Below are 21,650 nucleotides of genomic sequence, written 5' to 3'. Positions count from 1 at the left end.
GGACTAGTCGCGGGGGCTAGTCGCGCACTGGCTGCGGGAGCTGCGCCGTGACCTTGGCGAGCAGCTTTTGCAGGGTGGCTCGCTCTTCGGCGTCGACCGGCGCGAGGATCGTCTCGTCTGCGGCGATCATGGCGTCCTCGAAGCCGGCGATGAGCTCGGCCCCCGCGGGCGTGGCGTACACGCGCTTGGTGCGTTCGTCTCCCCCTTCGGTCCGGCGCTCGATGAGGCCTCGCCCCTCGAGGCCGCGTAACAGGCTCGAGACGCTCGCGGGCGTCGTGCGACTCATGCGCGCGAGTTCCGACTGGCTCGCCCCCGGGCTCTATACGAGGTAGCCGAGGACGAAGCTCTGCGGCCTGGTGAGCTCGCGCTCGCGAGTCCAGTCTTCCCCGGCCTTCATCTGGGCCCAGCTGATCCATCGAACGAACTCGAGGGGCGTGCGAGGGGCTGGTGCTGTTTCCGACATAGTTAGAACTAAGACAGTTAGAACTCTAACTGTCAACGCAAGGCAGTGTCTGTCCTGCACCTCGCGCGTAGACTGTACGGATTCCCGGGAGGAGCAACGATGCCCGAACCGAAGCATCCAGAGAAGCGCACGAAGCCGGTCGACGGCGTGACGCGCATCGTAGAGAACATCGACGAGACCGCCGCGATGTTCTCCGAACCGAAGATCACGGCCGTCGGCATTCCCGCTGTCCTCAACTCGCTCAAGGTGACGACCGCGCAGATGGGCCCGACCCGCACGGCCCGCACACTGCTGCGCATCAACCAGAAAGACGGCTTCGACTGCCCCGGATGCGCGTGGCCGGAGGGCAAGCACCGCAGCCCCGCCGAGTTCTGCGAGAACGGCGCGAAGGCCGTCGCCGAGGAGGGCACCAAGCGCCGCGTCCCGCCCAGCTTCTTCGCCGAGCACTCCATCGAGGAGCTGCGCACGTGGGACGACTACTCGCTCGGCCAGCAGGGCCGTCTCACGCACCCCATGCTCCTCGACGAGGGCGGCACCAACTACCGCGCCGTCAGCTGGGACGAGGCCTTCGACATCATCGCCGACGAGTTCGCGCAGATGTCCAGCCCCGACGAGGCGATCTTCTACACCTCGGGCCGCACTTCGAACGAGGCCGCGTTTGTCTACCAGCTCTTCGTGCGCGGCCTCGGCACCAACAACCTCCCCGACTGCTCGAACATGTGCCACGAGTCGAGCGGCTCAGCCCTCGGCGAGACGCTCGGCACCGGCAAGGGGTCCGTGAGCCTCGAGGACATCCACGAGGCCGAGCTCATCATCATCGCCGGGCAGAACCCCGGCACCAACCACCCGCGCATGCTCACGGCCCTCGAGAAGGCGAAGATCAACGGCGGCAAGATCATCGCCGTGAACCCCTTGCCTGAGGCAGCGCTCATGCGCTACGAGAACCCGCAGACCGTGCGGGGCATGGTGCTCGGCGGCACGGCGCTGAACGACCTGTTCCTGCAGATCAAGCTCGGCGGCGACCAGGCCCTCTTCCAGGCGCTCGGGCGCATTCTGCTCGATGCCGAGGAGGCGAACCCTGGTACGGTGTTCGATGCCGAGTTCATAGCCGGCAAGACGACGGGCGTGGATGCGTACCTCGAGTCGCTCCGGCAGCTCGACTGGGCGGAGATCGAGACGGCGACGGGCCTGACCGAGGCGGAGATCCGCGAGGCCGGCGACATGCTCCTCGCCTCGAAGTCGACGATCGTCTGCTGGGCCATGGGCCTCACGCAGCACAAGCACTCCGTGCCGACCCTGCGCGACTGCGTCAACCTGCTGCTCCTGCAGGGCAACGTCGGCAAGCCCGGCGCGGGCGTCTGCCCGGTGCGCGGCCACTCGAACGTGCAGGGCGACCGCACAATGGGCATCTTCGAGCGGATGCCGGAGGCGTTCCACGACAAGCTCGACGCGGAGTTCTCGTTCGAGTCGCCCCGCAAGCATGGCTACGACACGGTCGAGGCGATCCGCGCGATGCGCGACGGCAAGGCGCGCGTGTTCATGGCGATGGGCGGCAACTTCTCCCGCGCAACACCCGACACGGCCGTGACCGAGGCCGCCATGGCGTCGCTCGCGCTGACCGTGCAGGTCTCGACGAAGCTCAACCGCTCGCACGTCGCGACCGGGCGCCGCGCCCTCATTCTACCCACGCTCGGCCGCACGGAACGCGACCGGCAGGCGGGCGGCACGCAGCGCGTGACCGTCGAGGACTCGATGAGCGCAGTCCACGCCTCGCGCGGGCGCCTCGAGCCGGCCAGCGATGAGCTGCTCAGCGAGGTCGCCATCGTGACGATGCTCGCCGAGCGGGTCCTCACCCGCTCGCGCCCGAACGTGCCGCAGGTCAACTGGGCCGAGCTGCGCGCCGACTACGCCAACGTGCGCGCATCCATCTCACGTGTCATCCCGGGGTTCGAGGACTTCGAGGCGAAGATCGACGACCCAGGCGGGTTCATCTTGCCGAACGGCCCGCGCGACGCCCGAGACTTCTCGAACATCGGCGGCACGGCCAAGTTCACGACCAACGAGCTCGAGTACCCGAAGGTGCCTGAGGGGCGCCTGCTGCTGCAGACGCTGCGCTCGCACGACCAGTTCAACACGACCATCTACGGCAAGGACGACCGGTACCGGGGCGTGAAGAGCGCCAGGCGGGTTGTGTTCGTGAATGAGGCGGATGCGCGCGACCGCGGCCTCGCGGACGGCGACCACGTCGACATCGTGTCGGAGTGGCCCGGCCGCGACGGCAGCCTCGAGGAGCGCCGCAGCGAACGACACCGCATCGTGTACTACTCGACGCCGCGCGGCTGCGTCGCCGCGTACTACCCGGAGACGAACGTGCTTGTGCCCCTCGATTCGACGGCTGACGTCAGCAACACCCCGACGTCGAAGTCGATCGTCGTTCGCCTGGAGAAGCTGGACGCGTAGACGAGCAGGTCGCAGCCTCACCGGCGCTGCCGCGTCGTCACCATGGCGCTGACAGCACTCCTCAGGGCGTCGTCACCCGCGCAAGCGGATGCGGATCGGCCCCTTCGCCGTCAAACCGTCGACGACCTCGCCGCCCTGTGTGATGTCGACGGAACCACCATCGACGAGGCGCAGCACCGCCGACCTCACCGCATCCATCTCATTTCGCCATTCGTCGCCGCCGACGGCACGCGCCGCCTCGGACGGGCAGATCGTCGCCCCGACCGCGCGCTTGCCGAGGAGCTCGAGAATCACGCGTTCGAGCTCCAGACAGCCGCGCTCCGATTCCGGATCGCGCGTCTCGCTCACAGCAGCCGCGCCGCGAGCACCTTCGCGGTCGCCTCTGGGTGCACGCGGTGGCCAACCGATTCGGCGACCTCCACGAGTTCCGAACCAGGGAGGGTCTCGGAGAGCCGCTTCGCGGCGCTCGCCAGGAACGGGAACGTGTCGCCACCGACGACGATCGTCACGGGTGCTTGGACGCCGACCATCGCCGCCGTCGGCGTCGAGACCTGTCGCACGAGCTGCCCGTCGTAGACGGTCGACTGGGCGAGCGGCACGAGGCCGGGGAAGATTGGGCTCTGCTTGATCTGCTCGACGAGGGCAGGGTCAAGCCCGACGCCCTCGAGCTGGAAGGTCGAAACTGCCGTCGCTTCGTCACCCTCGTCGACCAGCTGCTGCAAGCGCTCGGCGAGATCTCCCGCGGGCTCGTGCTCGCCGAAGCGGAACGGCGGCTCCGTCAGGAACAGATGCCGCACCGGCACGCCGAGCGACGCCGCGAAGAGCGCGAGCACGGCGCCCGACGAGTGCCCGATGACACTCACGTCACCACCGACCGCGCCGATGACGGCCGCAAGATCTTCGGCCTCCCGCTCTGGCGCCGACGGCTTCGTGTCTCCGCTGTCTCCGCGAGCGCGCCGGTCGTAGGCGACAGCCGCGAAGCCGGCCCTGACCAGTGCCATCGCAAACTCCGTGACATCGCGCGCCGTCGAGAACGCGCCATTCACGATGACCACCATGGGACCCTCACCGCGGATCTCGTAGGCGATGCGCGTTCCATCGGCGGAAATCGCGACCTCGCGGTCGACCCGTACGCCACCGAAGTCACTCTGATCTGCTGCTGCAACCATGTCCTGCTCCCCTTTGCCACCGAAAGCGAGCCTCAGCGCCCGCTTCCGAATACGAGGACAGTCTGCACCCGGCCGCCGACACTGCGCCCATAGCCGGAACGTCGCGCCACGCATACGTCGAGCCTCGCGCTGCAGTCCATCCCTGCAGCGCGAGGCTCGGCGCCGTTCACGCTCTGTCGCGCTCTATTGTCTCCCGCCCCGACCTGCGCGGGACGAGCGACGGGCTACTTCACGTAGCCGTTCGGGTTGAGGACGTACTTCTTCGGCGCTCCGGCATCGAAGTCGGCGTAGCCCTTCGGCGCCTCGTCCAGAGTGATGGGCGTCGCCTGCACGGCGTCGGCGATCTTCACCTTGTCGAAGAGGATCGCCTGCATGAGCTGACGGTTGTACTTCATGACGGGGCACTGGCCGGTCGTGAACGAGAGCGACTTCGCCCAGCCGAGGCCGAGGCGGATCGAGAGCGAACCGACCTTGGCGGCGTCATCGACTCCGCCCGGGTCACCGGTCACGTACAGGCCAGGATACCAAGTGCTCCGCCGGCTTCCGTCACCGTCATGAGCGAGTTGAGCACGGTGGCTGGAGCCTCGTGCCCCGCATCCGAACCGTGCCCACGGGCCTCGAAGCCCACAGCATCCACACCGCACTCGACTTCTGGCACGCCGAGGATCTGCTCGATCTGCTCGCCAGGGTCACCCTTCGAGACGTCGACCGTCTCGCAGCCGAATGACCTGGCCTGCGCGAGGCGCTCCTCGTTGAGGTCGCCGACGATGACGCACGCGGCGCCAAGCAGTTGAGCGCTCACGGCCGCAGCGAGACCAACGGGCCCCGCGCCGGCGATGTAGACCGTCGAACCAGGGCCGACGCCCGCGGTGTACGCACCGTGGAAGCCGGTCGGGAAGATGTCGGACAGCATCGTCAGGTCGAGGATCTTCTCGAGCGCCTGGTCGCGGTCCGGGAATTTGAGGAGGTTCCAGTCGGCGTACGGCACCAGCACGTACTCGGCCTGCCCGCCGACCCAGCCGCCCATGTCGACGTATCCGTAGGCGCTGCCGGGGCGGTCGGGGTTCACGTTGAGGCAGATACCGGTCTTGCCCGACTTGCAGTTGCGGCAGCGGCCACACGCGATATTGAACGGCACCGACACGATGTCGCCGACCTTGATGAACTCGACGTCGGGTCCGACCTCGATGACCTCACCCGTAATCTCGTGCCCGAGCACGAGGTCAACCGGGGCAGTGGTGCGGCCGCGCACCATGTGCTGGTCGGAACCGCAGATGTTCGTCGTCACGGTGCGCAGAATCGCGCCGTGCCTCACCTGCCGCCCCACGTTTGCCGGGTTCACGCCCGGCCCATCCTTCAGCTCGAACTCGGGGTACGGGATGTCGATGACCTCGACTTCGTTCGGCCCCTTGTACGCGACGGCTCTGTTACTCGCCATGATCTCTCCTTTGAGTTGAGCGGGTAGTGCATGTGGTGCGCTCGCGCGCCCACCCCTGCGAACGTCTCTGTCACGCAGTATTTCGAGGCTATTGGGCGCCCACCTGACGCACCAGGATTCGGAGCAGATGACCAGCGGATGCACAGACTGAGGCCCGGGTGATCCGCAATCCAGTTCGTTGGCGCGCGTCCGGAATAGCTCCCGCACGACCCCGGTTGTTGTGACTGCAAGCATCCACTCTCGGAAGGACAGCACAGCATGGCAATCGTCATCACCGGAGCAACCGGACAGCTCGGAACCCTCGTCATTGACAGCCTCATCGAGCGCGGGGCCGCTCCCACCGAGATCGTGGCCGGCGGCCGAAACGCCGAACGCCTCGAGCAGCTCGCAGCAAAGGGCGTGCGCACCGCCACCATCGACTACTCACGGCCGGAGACCGCGGCAGCGGCGATCAGCGCAGGCGACACGGTTGTCCTCATCTCCGGCAGCGAGGTCGGAACGCGCGTCGCCCAGCACGAGACAGTCATCAACGCGGCCAAGGCCGCCGGTGCAGCCCGCATCGTCTACACGAGTGTGCTCGGCGGCGACCCGGATGCGCTCATCCTCGCCCCGGAGCACGTCGCGACCGAGTCCCTCATCCGCGAGTCCGGCCTCCCGGCCACGATCGCCCGCAACGGCTGGTACACCGAGAACTACGTCGCCGACATCGCCCAGGGAGAAACCACCGGCGTCATCGCGAACAGCGCGGGCAAGGGACGAGTCGCGAGCGCAACCCGCGCCGACTACGCGGCGGGAATCGCCGCGATCGCCCTCGAGGACGGCCACGAAGGCAAGGTGTACGAGTTCTCCGGCGACGAGGCGTGGGACTTCGACGAGTTCGCCGCAACCCTCGCTGAAGCGATCGGCCGCGACGTCGAGTACCGTGCCCTGACCACGGAAGAGCACGCGGCCGCCCTCACCTCGAACGGCCTCGACGAGGGAACGATCGGCTTCATCACGGACCTTGACACGAACATCCGCGACGGCGCCCTTGCGCTCTCGACCGGCGATCTGTCCCGCGTCTCCGGCCGCCCGACGACCCCACTCGCCGAGACGCTCCGCACCCTCACGGCGTAGGCGCCGCCGCGCGGGGCGCGGGTCGCGCAGTCGCGCAGTCGCGGCTAGCGCAAGGGTTCGCCCGCGATCGACCGCGGGCGGCTGAGTGAGAACAGCTCGGGAGCTGCCCCCGGGCCGTTCTCGGCGAGGTCGGCCCCGAGGCGACCGATCGAGGGCACGAACTTGAAGCCCTCCCCCGCGAAGCCGGCGAGCACGACGATGCGGCCAACCCTGTCGATCACGAACCTGGCGTCGTCGGTGGTTGTGTAGGTGCAACTGATGGGTTCCGCGCTCTCGGCGTCGACTCCCGGCAGCCAGTCCCTGGCGTACTGGATGATCGCATCGAGCTGGGCGCGCACGGGCAGGAAGTCGCGCGCATCCGGATCGACGACGGGACCAACCCCGTGCCAGCCGGCCTTGATGCCCTCACCCGGCGTGAGCATCCCGTAGACCGGGGAGAGCCAGCCCTCGTAGCCAGCGCGCCCGAGCGCGGGCAGGTGGTTGAAGCTCGGCCAATCGATGTAGCCGTTGAACTCGCGGAAGTGCACGGGTGCTTCCTGAGTGACGCGCATCCGCGGCAGTTCGACGGATCCGCCGAGCAGCGTGCGCGTCCACGCGTTGACGGCCGACACGACGACCTTTGCCGTGATCGTCTCGCGCGCGTGCCCACGGTGCTCCGGCGCCTCGCCCCACGAGTGCGCTTCGACGACAACGCGGTCGGCCTCCTCGATGACGCTCACCGCTCGCTTCCCCCAGCTGAGTTCGGCCCCGCTCGCCGCCGCCAGCTCGGCCATGCTCGTGAGGGCATCCGCCGCCCGCACACGTCCCGCCCGCGGGAGGTGCAGCACCTCGGTGTCGAAGCGGATGCCGGGCCACCGTTCCCCCGCATCCTTCGTCGAGAGCAGCTCGGCAGCCTCCCCGCCGGCTGAGATCGCCGCGTGGGCGTCAGGGCTCGCGGCGCCGGGCCCGTGGTTGACGAGCCCGACGAGGTCGAGAATCTGCCTGCCGGAGTCGAGCTCAAGCTCGTTCCAGAGCGATCGCGACTCGTGGAGCATCGCAACAAGATCGGGTTGCGTGTACGACGTGTTGAAGTTGCGGGTGGCCCCGTGGGAGGCGCCCATGTGGTGGCCGGGCTGGAACTGCTCGAGGAGTCGCACGCGTCTGCCGCGCCTCGCGAGCTGCCACGCGGTTGACAGCCCCATCGCGCCGCCGCCGATGATGAGCACGTCAACGTCAGTCATGGACCCACGCTACCCGCACTCGAGATGCACCCCGATTTTTTGAATACTGTCGTGATCGCATGGCCCAGTTCCTCGGTACCATTGCGGAATGCTCACCGTCTCCGGTCAGCGGGAGAAAATTCTCACCGCCTACATGAACCTGCTCGTCGACTCCGGCGTGCGCGGGACGACCCTCGAAGCGGTGGGCACGACCTGCAAGCTCTCAAAGGCCGGCGTCCTGCACCACTTCGCGTCGAAGCAGGCGCTCGGCGAGGCGCTCCTCACCGAACTCCAGGCACAGGCGCGTGTCGACGCGGACAACATGCTCGCCGACCTCGACAACGCCGTCTCCTACTACGTCGTCTCCTCGCAGGACCGCGACAGCCTCCTTGAGCGCCTCGTCGAAGCCGTCTACCGCCTCGCGCAGACCGGCGACAAAGACGCTCTCGACGTGCTCCGCCAGTGTCGCGAAGGCTGGTACGACGCGCTCGTGCGGGCTATCGGCGACCCCGCCGTCGCCCGCCTTGTGCTGTTCGTCGGTGACGGCATGAACCACAACGCCCTGCTGAGCGTGTCGGCCGGCAGCGAGAAGTTCATCAACGCTGAGACGACCGCCGAGATCATGGGCGCGATCGAGCAGCTCCGCGCGTAGCGGGCTGTCGTCTCGTCGCGGGGCCGCTTCGACGCCTCCGCTCGGATCCGGAAACACAACCGTTACGGCGGGATACGGATATTTCCTCGGCGCGTCACCGACCAAATGGTAAGTTCGTGCTCACTCCGCGAACGCGGCAGGCCCTTTGATGCGGGAGACAACGATGACCAACGCACAACCCGGCCCCATTACCGAGGCCCTCGCCACCCAGACACCGATCGGCAAGGGGCTCGCCCCCGCGCGACTCGGGATCTGGGGATCGACCGTCATCGGCCTCGCCTCGACCGCCCCGCTCTTCTCGCTCGCCGCGACCCTCGGGTTCGTGGTCATCGCCGTCGGCGAGCAGGCGCCGATCGCGTTCATCCTCGCGTTCATCCCGATGATGTTCACCGCCTTCGCGTACCGCGAGCTCAACAACGAGCTCAACGACTGCGGCACCGTCTTCACCTGGGCGGCCAAGGCCTTCGGCCCTCGAACTGGATGGATGTCCGGATGGGCCCTCGCGGTCGCCGGAATCCTGGTCATGGCGAACCTCGCCGAGATCGCCTCCGTCTACATCCTGCTGCTCATCGGCGACGGCTCCCTGGCCGAGAACCGAGTGGTCGTCACCCTCTTCGGCGCCGTCATCATCGCCGTCATGACGTGGATCTCGATGCGCGGCATCGAGCTCGGCGAGAAGATGCAGGTGGTGCTGCTCATCATCCAGTACGCCGCCATCGCCGCGTTTGTCGTCGGCTGCCTCGTCGGCTACGCCAACGGCACGGCCCCTGACCCGACTCCCGTCAGCATCGACTGGTTCAACCCGCTGCTCGCCGACGGGCACGGCATGGTGCAGGCCATCATCCTGGCCCTCTTCATCTACTGGGGCTGGGACACCTGCCTCGCACTGACCGAGGAGACGAAGGACCCGAAGAAGACGCCGGGACGCGCGGCCGTGCTCTCGACGGTGCTCCTCCTCATCACGTACGTCGGCATCACGATCGTCGTCATGATGTACGCGGGCCTCGGTGAGACCGGAACGGGCCTCGCCAACGAAGAGAACGCCGACGACGTCTTCTCGGTGCTCACCGACCTGGCGATGGGCCCGTGGGGCTGGTTCCTCGTGCTCGCCGTCGCCGTCTCGTCGCTCTCCTCGTCGCAGACGACGATCCTCCCGACCGCCCGCGGCACCTTCGCGATGGGCGTCTACAAGGCCCTCCCCAAGCGCTTCGCTGTTGTCAGCGAGAAGTCGAAGACTCCGACGTTCTCGACGCTGCTCATGGGAATCGTCGCCATCGTCTACTACGTGGGCATGAGCTTAGTCTCGAACAGCGTGCTGCAGGACTCAATCCTCTCGATCGGCCTCGCCATCGCCTTCTTCTACGGCATCGCGAGCTTCGCCTGCATCTGGTACTTCCGCACGAGCCTCTTCACGTCGGTACGGAACTTCTTCTCCAGGTTCCTGTTCCCGCTGCTCGGTGGCGTGTTCATGGTGTGGGCGTTCTTCCAGTCGGCAATCGACATGGCGAACCCCGAGTACGGCTACACAACGTTCTTCGGCCTCGGCAGCGCGTTTGTCATCGGCATCGGCTCGTTTGTCATCGGCTTCATCCTCATGTTCATCTGGGCCGCGATGCCCGGCTCGAAGGACTACTTCGAGAAGCGCACCATCAACCGCCACTCGGCGATCCTCGCCCCAGAAGACTGATCCGCGGGCTGCTCGCACCCGCCGTCACGCGGGCGATCAGCTCTCCTCCATCCGACCTACCAACCGTACGGTTTACCCCCGTGAACCGCGCACAACATCCACCCGCACGTGATCAACGAAAGGCCATTCGTGCAAATCCTCATCATCGGTGCCGGAGGCGTCGGAGCAGCTGCAGCCCGCATCGCGAAGCGACGCAGCTTCTTCGACTCCTGCCTCATCGCTGACTACGACCCTTCCCGCCCCGAAGACCTCGTCGCCGAGCTCGGCGACCCCCGATTCCGTGCGGCGCAGGTGGATGCGTCCGACCCGGCAGCCGTCGAAGCGATCGTCCGTGACAACGGCATCACCCACGTGCTCAACGCCGTCGACCCTCGCTTCGTGATGCCCATCTTCACGGGCGTCACCGCGGCAGGTGCGACCTACCTCGACATGGCGATGAGCCTCTCGAAGCCTCACCCCGAGCATCCACACGAGCAGACTGGCGTGAAGCTCGGCGACGAGCAGTTCGAGCACGACGCCGACCTCAAGGAGCGCGGCGTGCTCGCGCTCTGCGGCATCGGCGTCGAGCCCGGCCTCTCGGACGTGTTCGCCCGCTACGCCGAGGACGAGTTGTTCTCGGAGATCGACGAGCTGGGCGTGCGCGACGGCGCCAACCTGACCGTCGAGGGCTACGACTTCGCCCCGTCGTTCTCCATCTGGACCACGATCGAGGAATGCCTCAACCCGCCCGTCATCTACGAGCGCGAGCGCGGCTGGCACACGACGCCGCCGTTCAGCGAGGCGGAGGTCTTCGACTTCCCCGAGGGTATCGGCCCCGTGGAGTGCGTCAACGTCGAGCACGAGGAGGTGCTCCTCATGCCGCGCTGGACCAACGCGAAGCGCGTCACGTTCAAGTACGGCCTCGGCCAGGAGTTCATCGACGTCCTCAAGACGCTGCACATGCTCGGCCTCGACAGCACTGACCCCGTCAGCGTGAAGGGCCAGCAGGTCTCGCCGCGCGACGTCGTCGCCGCTGTCCTCCCTGACCCGGCGAAGCTCGGCGACCGGATGCGCGGCAAGACCTGCGCCGGTCTCCTCGTCACGGGCAAGGGCAAGGACGGCGAACCCAAGCAGGTGTACCTGTACCACGTCGCCGACAACGAGGAGACGATGGCGAAGGACAACTCCCAGGCCGTGGTCTGGCAGACCGCCATCAACCCCGTCATCGCGCTCGAACTGCTCGCAACGGGCGTCTGGTCTGGCGCCGGCGTGCTCGCACCGGAGGCGTTCGACGCGAAGCCCTTCCTCGAGCTGCTCGGAGGCGCCGAGCCCGCCGGCTACGGCTCGCCGTGGCACGTGCAAGACCGCAGCGCGGAGCTCGCGAAGTAGTCAGCCAGGTGCCCTGACCAACTTCAGTGCAATATCGGGTCAAAAGCTCCGTTTCGGCGCCGCTGGCTCCGGTATTGCACTGAAGTTGGTCAGCGGCTTCGCAGCAGGCCACCGCGCTGCCTTCGCCACTGGTGGCCAACTTCCGGGACGGACGGCGCCTGGGCGCCGCAATCAACGCCGCCACGGCCGGTTCATCACGCAAGTTGGCCGCGTCAGCGCGCGAGGAGCTCCTCGATCTCGGCGGCGGTCGGGATGCTCGGCGAGGCGCCGCGCTTCGAGACGGCAAGCGCCCCGGCGGCGGCACCGTAGCGGATCGCGTCCTCGAGCGAGCGCCCGCCGGCAAGCGCCGCCCCGAGCGCTCCCGCGAAGGCGTCTCCTGCCGCTGTTGTATCGACGGGCTCGACCTGGAACACGGGGAACGTCTCCGTGCGCTCGGCGGTCACGAGCGTTGTCCCCGCCCCGCCGCGAGTAATGAGCACGGCCCCGACGCCACGGTCGAGGAACCACCGGCCGGCCTCGGCGGCGCTCGCCTCTGAGTCGACGACAACCCCCGTGAGCATTGGGGCCTCGGTCTCGTTCGGAGTGACGAGGTCGACCAACGCCCACACCTGGTCGTCGAGTGGCACGGCGGGTGCCGGGTCGAGGAGCGTCGTGAGCCCAGCATCCCGTGCAGTGCTCAGGATGCTCGCGGTCAGCCGGGCGGGCGTCTCGAGCTGGGTGAGCAGCACCGAGCTCGAGGCCGCGGCGTCGCGGATGGCCTGCAAGACCGTGGCCTCGTCGAGCGCGTCGTTGGCCCCTGGGACGATGACGATGGAGTTCTCGCCGGTTGCATCCACGCGGATGTGCGCGATGCCGGTTTCGCCGGCGACCGTCTGCACCCTGCCGACCGCGACGCCGGCCGCCGCCAGCTCGCGCACGACCATCGCGCCGAACGTGTCGTCGCCGACGCACGCGATGAGCGCGGTGGGTGCGCCAGCCCGGGCAACAGCAACTGCTTGGTTCGCGCCTTTGCCGCCGAGCGCGAGGCTGAAACTCTCGCCGCGGAGCGTCTCACCGGGTTCGGGAGCGCGCGACGAGAAGGCGGTGAGGTCTGCGGAGACGCTGCCGACGACAAGCACCCCTGCGCGTTCGGAGGCCATCATGCGCGCTTCGAGCGCATGGCCTTGAGCTGCTTCAGCGACTCGTCGCCAGCTTTCTCCTCGTATTCGTCGGTGCCGAGCGGGACGAGCGCTATACGCGAGTCCTCGTCGTGGTGGAGCCCCCAACCCCAGCGCTTGCCGAGCGGCGACGCCCGCAGGCACGCCTGGTCTTTCGCGAAGAACGCTGCCCGAGCTGCTTCCCGGTCCGCATCCGCGATGTCGTTCCGCACGGCGTAGGTCTCGAAGAGCACGTCGTCTGACGTGTACTCGTAGGGATGCTCGCTGATGAGCTTGTACTGCAGGCTCGCGATCGTCGGCCCCTTCGCCGACTCTGGCGGTGCCTCAGCCTCGTCGACGGGACAGTCGTCGGCGATCTGGATGAACGTGTTCGCGTAGTTCGTCGTCCCCATGGGCAGAGCCTACGCGGCGACGGTGGAAACGCGCCGATCCCTGCCGCACAGCGACGCTCGCCTTGGGCTCACAGCTTCCGCAGCCACTCATCCGTCTCGCCCTGCGACCGCAGCCGGACGACGCGGAGGGTCGGCCAGGCCTGCCCCGCCGCATCCGTTCGCCGCCGAACCCTCGCGCGGCCCTTCCACCCCCAGCGGACGATGTGCTCTGGGTCGGTGAGGATCGTGTGCAGGGGAGGCTCGACGTTGCCGTTCCGCAGTTCGATGCGCCACAGCCTGCGGCGGAGGGTCCGCCGCACGAGGCGGGACATGTGCGTCGCGACGGAGTAGTCGAGGAGCACGAGCGTGTCAGCCCTGCTCGTGAGCAGGTCACCGAGCTGCGTCGCGTACTGCCACTCGGTCACCCAGCGCTCCTCAGCCGAGAATGCCTCCACAGATTCCACGAACCCGGGCAGCATCGTCCAGTTCGGACCGTGGAACAGCGCGTCGATCTCCGTGTGCGGGAGCCCCAGTCTCTGCTCGATGCGAGGTGCGACCGACGTCTTCCCCACGCCGGAAGCCCCGGCAACGAGCACTCGTCGAGGAGGGGGATCCAGCCGATCTGGCAACCTGGGCACCCCTCGACCCTAAGGTCGACGGAAGCCGCCCGCCGCTTCCTTACGCTCGACGGCGATCGGCCGTGAGCCTGCCACCCATTGCCCGAGCCCACGATGCTCTTCGCTCCGGAAGGCGTACACAAGCGCCGCGACACCGAGGAGGAACTGCAGGAACCCGCCGTACTGCCACAGGCCCAGCAGCGTGAACCCGCCGATGCCGAGCAGCAGGCGAGACGTCCTGCGAGCGAAGCGTGCCGTGCGAGCCGCATCCGCCTCTCGCACCCGGATGAGCACGGCCCGCTCGCCCAGCGTCACCCCGCCCGCGTAGAGCGAGATCGCCTGCAGCACAAACGCGACGACCGTCGACGGGTACCACGCCCAGCCTTCCGTCACGTCCACGCCGAACACTCCCTGCAGCACCAGCGCGACGAGGCCTGCCACGACCAGCAGCAGCCCGAGCGTCATCTCGACGGGCACCTCGACCACGTCACCAGGCAGACGATCGGCCGCGCCTCGATGCGCACGACGCATGACCAGCAGACCCACGATCGCGCCGAGCAGCGCGCCCGTCGTATTCGTGATGAGGTCGCCGGTATCGAAGAAACGGTACGCGCACGGGAACGCACCGAAGGCGCCCGTGAGCTGGGTCACCTCGATGAGCAGCGAGAGCACGAACCCGACCGCCGTCGAGGTAAGCACGCCGAGGCCGAGGAGCGCGCGCTTCAGGAACCCGAGCGGCAGGAACAGGACAACATTAAGTGCGAGCTGCAGGAACGTCCGGTTCGTCAAGAACGACGAGCCCTCCCCCTGCAGGCGGATGACATCGGCGATCGAATCCATTGGGTTCCAGATCGGCGAGTGGCACGTGTACGCGCCATCCGGCAGCGGGAACAACGTGTACGCCCAGATCGCGACGAAGAAGAATGCTGCCGCAACTCAGCCGAGGAACCGAGCGCGTGAGAAGCCACCACTACGTCGGTAGCTGAACACGATGAGGGGCACCAGGACGAGGAAATTCAGCAGCAGGCCCGCACCGAGGGCGAGCGCCGTGGAGAAGGCGATGTTCATAGCTCGGCAAGTCTGCGCGGGATCCGCGAACACTGCGTCACTCCGCAGACGCACTCTGCGTCATCCGCTGGATGCACATCCCGAGAACGCAAAGATGGCCGGACACGTGCTGTCCGGCCATCTCATGCGCATTCGGGGAAACGCGCGACACGATCCGGGGAAATCGTGCCTCAGCCGCCGAAGCGACCAGGGTTTGCCCTACCTCGAGGAAACTTACTGGGCGAGCGTTGCCTGCACGTCGAGGTTGATCGTGACGGTGTCGCCGAGCGTGAGGCCGCCGGCCTCGGTCGGTGCGTTCCAGTTGACGCCGAAGTCCTTGCGGTTGATCTTCGTGACAGCCTCGAAGCCGAGCTTCTTCTGGCCGTAGCCGTCGGTCGTGATGCCACCGAACTCGACGTCGAATGTGACGGGCTTGGTGACGCCGCGGAGCGTGAGCTCACCGTCGACCTTGACCGAGTCACCCTCGACGCGCGTGGCGGAGGACGCGAACGTGAAGGTCGGGAATTCCTCAGCGAGGAAGAAGTCGGAGGTTGCGAGGTGCTGGTCGCGCGCCGGCTGCTTGGTGTTGACGGATGCGACCTCGACCTCGGCGTTGACCGTGGACTCCTCGATCGTCTCACCGGTCGTGATGACGCCGGAGAAGGTCTCGAACCCGCCACGGACCTTGCTGATCGCGAGGTGGCGGACGACGAAGCCGACCTCCGTGTGCGTCGGGTCGATGTTCCAGGTGCCGGCGGTCCAGCCGTTGATGTCTGCTGCGCTGATGCTCATGTCTTCTCCTGAAGGCTCGTGGGGTGTTGTCTCGGGCAAGTCCTGGACAACGTAACACATTGTTGCGGATACAAGTTATTCAAACGCATAGAAATGTGACGGTATTCCGACGCGGAGGGAAATCTTCGGAAAACTGGTCGACAGCTCCATCGACCGCCGGTAGAAGCTAGCCCTGCTGCTGCTTCGCGGCCTCGCTGACCGACTTCATGAAGCGCAGCACGTTCTCGTCGACGAAGATGTCGTTCGGCTGCAGCGGGCGGGACAGGTGCAGCCCTTCTAGGGCGCGGATGCGCGAGAGCGCCACGTAGGTCTGGCCCGGAGAGAAGGCCCTCGCGCCGAGGTCGACAACCGCCCGGTCGTAGGTCTTCCCCTGCGACTTGTGGATCGTGACGGCCCACGCGAGCCGCAACGGGAACTGCGTGAACTCCCCGACCACATCGCGCGATAGCTCGCGCGTGTCCGGCGAGTACGAGTACTTGAGCTTCTCCCACACGAGCGGTTCGACCTCATGCTCGTCGCCGTCGATCTCGACGTAGACGGTCTTGTCGATGCGCGTGACCTCGCCGATGGAGCCGTTGACCCAGCGCCCGTCGGAGTCGTTGCGCAGGAACATGACCTGCGCGCCGACCTTCAGGTCGAGCCGCTCGTCAGCCGGGAAATTGCGTCCGGCGAATTCGCCGGAGATATCGGCGTTGGCAGTCATCGACGCGCCGGGCAGGCGCTCGAGGTTCTGCGCGTTGATGCGCGACACCTGCGCGTTGCGCGACGCGAGCGTGATGGTGCCGTCGAGCGGGGCCGGGCGGGCGCCGACCGTGTTGAGGCGGTTCGCCATGTCCGCGGTGACCTGCCCGTACCGCACCGCCGTGAGGATGCTTTTGAACTCGTCCTCGTGCTGCCGGTGGATCTCGCGGAGGGCATGGATGCGCAGCTCCGCCTCCTGCCACACCTTCGCGTCGAAGAACCACAGGGAGCGGTAGTGGTCGCGGAAGTAGGCACGCTCGTCAGGGTCGGAAGGCGGCACCGGGGCAAGCTGGAACGGATCGCCGAACATGACGAGCTGCACGCCGCCGAATGCCTCGTTCTTGCGCTGCCTCGCCTGCCGCAGCGACCGGTCGATGGCGTCCATGAGGTCGGCGCTCACCATCGACACCTCGTCGATGACAAGGGTGTCGATCTTGTTGAGCAGCTTGCGGACGTCGCCGTTCTGCTCGATCGGCGCATCCCCGATGACACCGATCGGCAGCTTGAAGAGCGAGTGGATGGTCTGCCCGCCCACGTTGAGGGCGGCGACGCCCGTCGGCGCCGCGATGACCAGCTGCTTCGACGTGTGCCAAGCGAGGTGGTTGAGCAGCGTCGACTTGCCGGTTCCGGCGCGACCCGTCACGAAGAGGTGGTCGCGCGTGTGCTCGATGGCGTCGAAGACGCCCTGCTGCTCCGGAGTGAGGACGATCGTCACTGCTTCGCCCCCTGCTCCTGATCGCGCTCGAGCTGAGCCTGCTGCTCGCGGCGCTCCTGCTTGCGCTTCTCGAGCGCCTCCGTGCGCTCTGCCATGGCTTTGAGCTGAGCGTTGTAGGCCTCCAGCTCCGCGTCGCCGTCGCGGTCGGCCTTGCGGTCGCGCCGCTTCGCCTCCCGGTCGTCGGAGCGAGACCACGAGAACGCGACGAGCATCGCGAGGATGACCGTCGGCACCTCGCCCACACCCCACGCTATGGCGCCGCCGATCTGTTGGTCGGTGATCGCATCCGCACCCCACGGCCTGCCCATAGCCCCGTACCAGTCGGCGAGCAGGAGGCCAGTACCGCTCATGATGCTGAGCCCGAAGAACGCGTGGAACGTCATGACGAGCACAAGCGCGATGAGCCGCATCGGGTACGGCGCGCGGGTGCCGATCGGGTCGATGCCGATGAGCGCGTTCGCGAACAGGTAGCCGACGATGAGGAAGTCGGCGACCATCCACATGTGCCCGACGTGGTCGGTGACGGCCCAGCGGAACAGCGGCGTGTAGTAGAAGACGAGCAGCGAGCCCGCGAACACGACGGCGGACACGATGGGGTGCGAGAAGAACTTCGCCCACCTCGAGTGCACGAACTTCAACGCCCACTCGCGCGTGCCGAGGCTGCCGTCGTGGCGCGCGTGCACGGCGCGGAGCAGCAGCGTCATGGGCGCGGACAACACGAACATGATCGGCACCAGCATGGTGAGGAACATGTGCTGCGTCATGTGGAAGCTGAAGACGAACTTGCCGTAGACGATGAGCGAGCCGTTGACGAGGTACAGCAGGATCAGGACGCCGAGGACAAACGAGATCGTGCGCCCGAGCGGCCACTCGTCGCCGCGGCGGCGGAGGCGCAGCACCCCTGCGATGTAGAAGAACAGGCCGAAGAGGCACAGGGTCGTCCACATGGGGTCGAGGCGCCACTCGGTGAGCAGGCGGAACGGCTCGAACTCGGGTGGCAACAGCTCCCCCGTGAGAAGCTGCGCGGGTGTCGGCGACGCGAGCTGGTCTGCCGTCAGCTCGGTGACCGGCGAGGGCGTGCGGCCGAGCGCCGCGGCGGCGCCCGACGCGATCCCCATGAAGGCCAGCTCGAGCGAGATGAGCCACACGAGGGGCTTCCGAGTGGATGTTCCCTGCTCGACCGCGGTCCGCATCCGGCTGATGAGACCCCGCCGCTGGGCCCAGCCGATGAAGCCGAGCAGGATGAGCACGACGGCCTTGACGATGACGATGACGCCGTACGGCGTCGCGAGCTCGGCAAAGGAGCCGATGTTGGCGACGCTCGCGACAACCCCGGATGCCGCGACGACGATGAAGGCGATGAGCGCCAGCGTCGAGTAACGCTCGAGCACGGCGAGGCGGCGGACGTCCGGCATACGTGGAGCGAGGATCGCGACGACGAGCAGGCCGCCGAGCCACAGCGCCGCACCCATGTAGTGCAACGTGATGCCGCCGACGACCGTCTCGTGGTTCGCAGCGCCCGCCGCGTGCCCCTGCGCGCCGAGCGGCCACAAGCAGAACAGCGAGAACGCCGCGGAAAGCCCGATCATCCACGGGCTGCGGCTCGCGAACACGACAACCGACAGCAGCAGGACCATGCCGATCGCCAGCACCCAGGCCTGGCCGAGCTCGAGCGACGTGAAGAAGAAGAGCAGTCCCTGCCCGAACGCGGCGTCGAACGAGAACGCCGCGTTGGAGATCTGCAGGTAGGTGAGGAACGCGGCGGCCGCGGTCGAGATGACCCAGGCGGCAGCGCCCGAAGACGCGATCGTCATGGCGCGCTCGAACTCGGGCTGCTTGCGGCTCGCCGCCCACGCTGCGAGCACCAGCGCGCCGATCGTGACCGACGCAGAGAGGTTCAGCGCCAGGCGCGCGATGGGCACGCCCCACATGACGACGGGGCCAGGGTCGGAGACGATGAGCGGCGTCGCTCCCCCGCCGTACGCGAGGCCCCAGATGACCGCCACGAGGGCAGCCAGGAGGAAGAACGCCGGGCCGAGCACGATCATCCGCTTCGTGTGCAGCGACCAGGAGTCGGCACTCGCGCGGTTCCGCTCGGCCTTGCTGGCGGGCTTGCCCGCCCTGGCTGCCGCCGCCTCGTCTGTGGAACCGGAGACGAGGGGCGTAGGCATGATCATCAAGTGTAGATCGTCGGCGGCGGGCGGGCTCCTCATCCACAGGCGGACGCGGTCAGCCGTGCGCACCGCACCGCCGCAACCTGCCGCACCGGTCAGACTCGGGATGGGTTTCGCGCATGCGGATGGCTTGCAACCCATCCGCATGCGTGAAACCCATCCCGAAACGGCCGTCTCGGGCGCACACACGAACGCGGGGCCGCTTCCGAGTGGAAGCGACCCCGCGTGCATTCAGGCGCGAAGACTACTTAGCTGCGGCCTTGAGCTTCGAGCCAGCCGAGATCTTGACGCCCTTCGAGGCGGCGATCTGGATGGCTTCACCCGTCTGAGGGTTGCGGCCGGTGCGCGCGGCACGAGCGGTCTGCTCAACGGAGAGCCAGCCCGGGATCGTGACCTTGGTGCCCTTGGCAACGTTCGAGGCGAGTTCGCTGAAGAGTGCGTCGAGGACGCTTCCAACAACAGCCTGGCTCTGGCCGGTCTCGGTCGCGATCGCGGCAACGAGTTCGGTCTTGTTCACAGTCTTGTCTGCCATATGTCCTCCTTAGGACGCAGCCCCGCCCTTGCGAGTGCAGCATGTTGGGTTCAGAAGTCCTGCAGTTCCGCGGGATTCCGCGGCAGGACCTTCGTCAACCTACCAAAAGCGGGGCCTCCGGCATGCAGATTCGCCTGACACGCCGTGTCTTGCCACCTAATTCACCGGTTTCTGGCCCTTCTGGACCGGATCGATGCCCTTAACCGCGCTTGATCAGTGCCGTTTAATCTCCGGGAAGTCGTCGTCGCGCCACTCGCCATCGAGGCGTGCGCCTTCGGCCTCCACTTCCCGGTTACGGAGCTCGACGCGGCGGATCTTGCCCGACGCCGTCTTCGGCAGGTCGAAGAACTCGAGGCGGCGCACTCGCATATACGGGGGCATGGATGCGCGCGCGTGCCTGAGCACTTCGAGCGCCGTCTGGCGGTTCGCCTCCCACCCCGCCGCGAGGGTGACGTAGGCCTTCGTGATGTTGAGCTTCGTCGCATCCGGTGCCCCGACGACTCCTGCCTCCGCGACGGCGTCGTGCTCGAGGAGGATGCTCTCGACCTCGAACGGCGACACCTTGAAGTCGGAGGACTTGAACACGTCGTCGGTGCGGCCGACAAACGTGATGCAGCCGTTCTCGTCGCGCACGGCGACGTCGCCCGTGTGGAAGAAGCCGTCGCGCACGGCGTTGTCGGTCGCCGCGGGCGATCCGAGGTACTCGGTCATGAGGTTCACGGGGCGCTCGCCGCGCATGTCGAGGCAGATCTCGCCCTCGTCGCCCTCTGCTCCCGTCACGGGGTCGAGGAGCACGACGTTCATGCCGGGCAGCGGGTGGCCCATGGCGCCGGGCTTGATGACAGAGCCGGGCGAGTTCGCGATGAGCGCCGTCGTCTCGGTCTGGCCGTAGCCGTCGCGGATTTCGAGCCCCCACCAGTCGTGGATGCGCGCGATGACCTCAGGGTTGAGCGGCTCTCCAGCCGAGAGCAGCTCACGCATGGCCCGCGGCTTCTCGGTCTTGCCGTGCTGCACCAGGATGCGCCACACGGTTGGCGGGGCGCAGAACGACGTCGCTCCCGCCTTGCCGAGCTGCTCGAGCAGGAGGGCCGCGTCGAATCGCTGGTAGTTCACGACGAAGACGGTCGCCTCTGCGTTCCAGGGGGCGAAGAAGCTGCTCCAGGCGTGTTTCCCCCACCCGGCCGCGCTGATGGCGAGGTGCACGCCTCCTGGTTCGACTCCGATCCAGTACATCGTCGAGAGGTGGCCGACGGGGTAGGAGCGGTGCGAGTGCACCACGATCTTCGGGTGGCTCGTTGTGCCGGACGTGAAGTAGATGAGGGCCGCATCGTCGCTCGCAGTGCGCTTCTCGACGGGCGCATCCGACGCATCGTAGATGTCGTTGAAGTCGAGCCACGCCTCACGCGCGGCGCCGTCGAGCCCGGCGCCCACCTGGGCGACGCGGTAGCTGCCGAGGACGTTGTCGAACTTCGCCGCGTCGGCTTCCTCGGCGATGACAAGCCGAACCCTGGCGCGTTCGACGCGGTCGTCGAGGTCGTGCGGGCCGAGCACAACCGAGGTGGGGAGGATGACGGCGCCCAGCTTCAGCGCGCCGAGCATCGCTTCCCACAGCTCGCGTCGGTTGCCGAGCATGAGCATGACGACGTCGCCGCGGCGGATGCCCTGCGCCTCCAGCCAGTTCGCGACCCGGTTTGATCGCCGCCGCAGGTCGTCGAAGCTGTACTTGGCCTCGCTGCCGTAGTCTTCGACGATCCAGAGCGCGGTGCGTTCGTTTCCGTATGCGATCTCGTCGAACCAGTCGAGCGCCCAGTTGAAGCTGTCGCCGACGTCTGGCCACTCGAACTCACGGCTCGCGCGCTCCGCATCCGTGCGGAGGGCGAGCAGCTGATCACGTGCGGCGCGGAAGGCGTCTGCGCCTCGAACATCTGACATGCGTGCCATTCTCACCCACG

19 protein-coding genes and 3 pseudogenes are annotated in these 21,650 nt (G+C 67.4%); 5 read left to right on the top strand and 17 right to left on the bottom strand.

The window, feature by feature from the left end:
- Window positions 1–16: 16 nt before the first annotated feature.
- Window positions 17–304, bottom strand: a pseudogene (locus FHX72_RS18570) (MarR family winged helix-turn-helix transcriptional regulator); the annotation flags it as partial.
- A gap of 15 nt (window positions 305–319) precedes the next feature.
- The gene (locus FHX72_RS18565) at window positions 320–463 is read right to left on the bottom strand and encodes a hypothetical protein (RefSeq protein WP_221186891.1); all 144 of its coding nucleotides are present in this window, start codon (window positions 461–463) and stop codon (window positions 320–322) included.
- 186 nt (window positions 464–649) lie between these two features.
- On the opposite strand from FHX72_RS18565, the gene FHX72_RS10050 reads away from it, so the two are divergent.
- Window positions 650–2,923, top strand: a complete 2,274-nt coding sequence (locus FHX72_RS10050) for an FdhF/YdeP family oxidoreductase (RefSeq protein WP_244964204.1) — start codon at window positions 650–652, stop codon at window positions 2,921–2,923.
- A 72-nt stretch (window positions 2,924–2,995) separates the two neighbouring features.
- On the opposite strand, the gene FHX72_RS10045 is transcribed toward FHX72_RS10050, so the two are convergent.
- The 3 genes and pseudogenes from FHX72_RS10045 to fdhA form a co-directional block, all read right to left on the bottom strand.
- Window positions 2,996–3,271 carry a DUF3253 domain-containing protein gene (locus FHX72_RS10045; RefSeq protein WP_338110107.1) on the bottom strand — a complete coding sequence of 92 codons (276 nt, stop codon included), beginning with the start codon at window positions 3,269–3,271 and terminating at the stop codon, window positions 2,996–2,998.
- A complete protein-coding gene (locus FHX72_RS10040) occupies window positions 3,268–4,092 on the bottom strand; it encodes an alpha/beta fold hydrolase (RefSeq protein WP_183624780.1) in 825 nt (274 codons plus the stop codon). Before FHX72_RS10040 ends, FHX72_RS10045 begins: the two co-directional genes overlap by 4 nt.
- 224 nt (window positions 4,093–4,316) lie before the next feature.
- Window positions 4,317–5,530 (bottom strand): annotated as a pseudogene (gene fdhA / locus FHX72_RS10035) (formaldehyde dehydrogenase, glutathione-independent).
- Window positions 5,531–5,788: 258 nt separating this feature from the next.
- Between fdhA and FHX72_RS10030 the strand changes: the two are divergent.
- Entirely contained in the window at window positions 5,789–6,646 is an 858-nt protein-coding gene (locus FHX72_RS10030) for an SDR family oxidoreductase (protein ID WP_183624778.1), read from the top strand.
- Window positions 6,647–6,690: 44 nt separating this feature from the next.
- Here the strand turns inward: FHX72_RS10030 and FHX72_RS10025 are convergent, their stop codons facing one another.
- Complete coding sequence (locus FHX72_RS10025) at window positions 6,691–7,866, bottom strand: FAD-dependent oxidoreductase (protein ID WP_183624776.1); 1,176 nt, start codon at window positions 7,864–7,866, stop codon at window positions 6,691–6,693.
- 88 nt (window positions 7,867–7,954) lie between these two features.
- Here FHX72_RS10025 and FHX72_RS10020 point away from each other — a divergent pair, with 88 nt between their 5' ends.
- The 3 genes from FHX72_RS10020 to FHX72_RS10010 all read left to right on the top strand — a co-directional run bounded on the left by FHX72_RS10020 (window position 7,955) and on the right by FHX72_RS10010 (window position 11,552).
- On the top strand, window positions 7,955–8,497 hold the full coding sequence (locus tag FHX72_RS10020) for a TetR/AcrR family transcriptional regulator (RefSeq protein ID WP_183624774.1): 543 nt from the start codon (window positions 7,955–7,957) through the stop codon (window positions 8,495–8,497).
- Between the two features lie 163 nt (window positions 8,498–8,660).
- A complete protein-coding gene (locus FHX72_RS10015) occupies window positions 8,661–10,184 on the top strand; it encodes an APC family permease (protein ID WP_183624772.1) in 1,524 nt (507 codons plus the stop codon).
- A 129-nt stretch (window positions 10,185–10,313) separates the two neighbouring features.
- A complete protein-coding gene (locus tag FHX72_RS10010) occupies window positions 10,314–11,552 on the top strand; it encodes a saccharopine dehydrogenase family protein (RefSeq protein WP_068483881.1) in 1,239 nt (412 codons plus the stop codon).
- A 212-nt stretch (window positions 11,553–11,764) separates the two neighbouring features.
- Here FHX72_RS10010 and rbsK read toward each other — a convergent pair whose 3' ends face one another.
- From rbsK to FHX72_RS09965, 11 genes and pseudogenes are all read right to left on the bottom strand, one after another.
- Window positions 11,765–12,694 carry a ribokinase gene (rbsK, locus tag FHX72_RS10005; RefSeq protein ID WP_244964185.1) on the bottom strand — a complete coding sequence of 310 codons (930 nt, stop codon included), beginning with the start codon at window positions 12,692–12,694 and terminating at the stop codon, window positions 11,765–11,767.
- Complete coding sequence (locus FHX72_RS10000) at window positions 12,691–13,101, bottom strand: DUF6157 family protein (protein ID WP_183624770.1); 411 nt, start codon at window positions 13,099–13,101, stop codon at window positions 12,691–12,693. The genes rbsK and FHX72_RS10000 overlap by 4 nt, the downstream gene beginning before the upstream one ends.
- A 68-nt stretch (window positions 13,102–13,169) precedes the next feature.
- Window positions 13,170–13,652: a P-loop NTPase family protein gene (locus FHX72_RS09995; RefSeq protein WP_338110106.1), complete on the bottom strand. Its 483-nt coding sequence runs from the start codon at window positions 13,650–13,652 to the stop codon at window positions 13,170–13,172.
- 75 nt (window positions 13,653–13,727) lie between these two features.
- Window positions 13,728–14,162, bottom strand: coding sequence for an RDD family protein (locus tag FHX72_RS20015; RefSeq protein WP_276510505.1), 435 nt, complete (start codon window positions 14,160–14,162; stop codon window positions 13,728–13,730).
- 84 nt (window positions 14,163–14,246) lie between these two features.
- Window positions 14,247–14,609, bottom strand: a pseudogene (locus FHX72_RS20010) (VanZ family protein); the annotation flags it as partial.
- Window positions 14,610–14,633: 24 nt separating this feature from the next.
- Window positions 14,634–14,765, bottom strand: a complete 132-nt coding sequence (locus tag FHX72_RS19410; protein WP_276510500.1) for a hypothetical protein — start codon at window positions 14,763–14,765, stop codon at window positions 14,634–14,636.
- A 213-nt stretch (window positions 14,766–14,978) separates the two neighbouring features.
- Complete coding sequence (locus FHX72_RS09985; RefSeq protein ID WP_068483909.1) at window positions 14,979–15,536, bottom strand: YceI family protein; 558 nt, start codon at window positions 15,534–15,536, stop codon at window positions 14,979–14,981.
- A 166-nt stretch (window positions 15,537–15,702) separates the two neighbouring features.
- Window positions 15,703–16,992: an AAA family ATPase gene (locus tag FHX72_RS09980; protein WP_183624764.1), complete on the bottom strand. Its 1,290-nt coding sequence runs from the start codon at window positions 16,990–16,992 to the stop codon at window positions 15,703–15,705.
- Window positions 16,989–19,163 carry a bifunctional copper resistance protein CopD/cytochrome c oxidase assembly protein gene (locus FHX72_RS09975; RefSeq protein WP_244157477.1) on the bottom strand — a complete coding sequence of 725 codons (2,175 nt, stop codon included), beginning with the start codon at window positions 19,161–19,163 and terminating at the stop codon, window positions 16,989–16,991. Before FHX72_RS09975 ends, FHX72_RS09980 begins: the two co-directional genes overlap by 4 nt.
- 247 nt (window positions 19,164–19,410) lie before the next feature.
- Window positions 19,411–19,698 (bottom strand): HU family DNA-binding protein, encoded by a 288-nt coding sequence (locus tag FHX72_RS09970; protein ID WP_068483913.1) that lies wholly within the window; start codon window positions 19,696–19,698, stop codon window positions 19,411–19,413.
- Window positions 19,699–19,911: 213 nt separating this feature from the next.
- Entirely contained in the window at window positions 19,912–21,630 is a 1,719-nt protein-coding gene (locus tag FHX72_RS09965) for an AMP-binding protein (RefSeq protein ID WP_183624762.1), read from the bottom strand.
- Window positions 21,631–21,650: the final 20 nt, after the last annotated feature.

The sequence above is a fragment of the Pseudoclavibacter helvolus genome (assembly GCF_014191305.1).
GTDB classification, from domain to species: domain Bacteria; phylum Actinomycetota; class Actinomycetes; order Actinomycetales; family Microbacteriaceae; genus Pseudoclavibacter; species Pseudoclavibacter helvolus.
The sequence above is the reverse complement of the archived record's forward strand: the minus strand, read 5'-3'. Positions and strand labels throughout refer to the sequence as shown.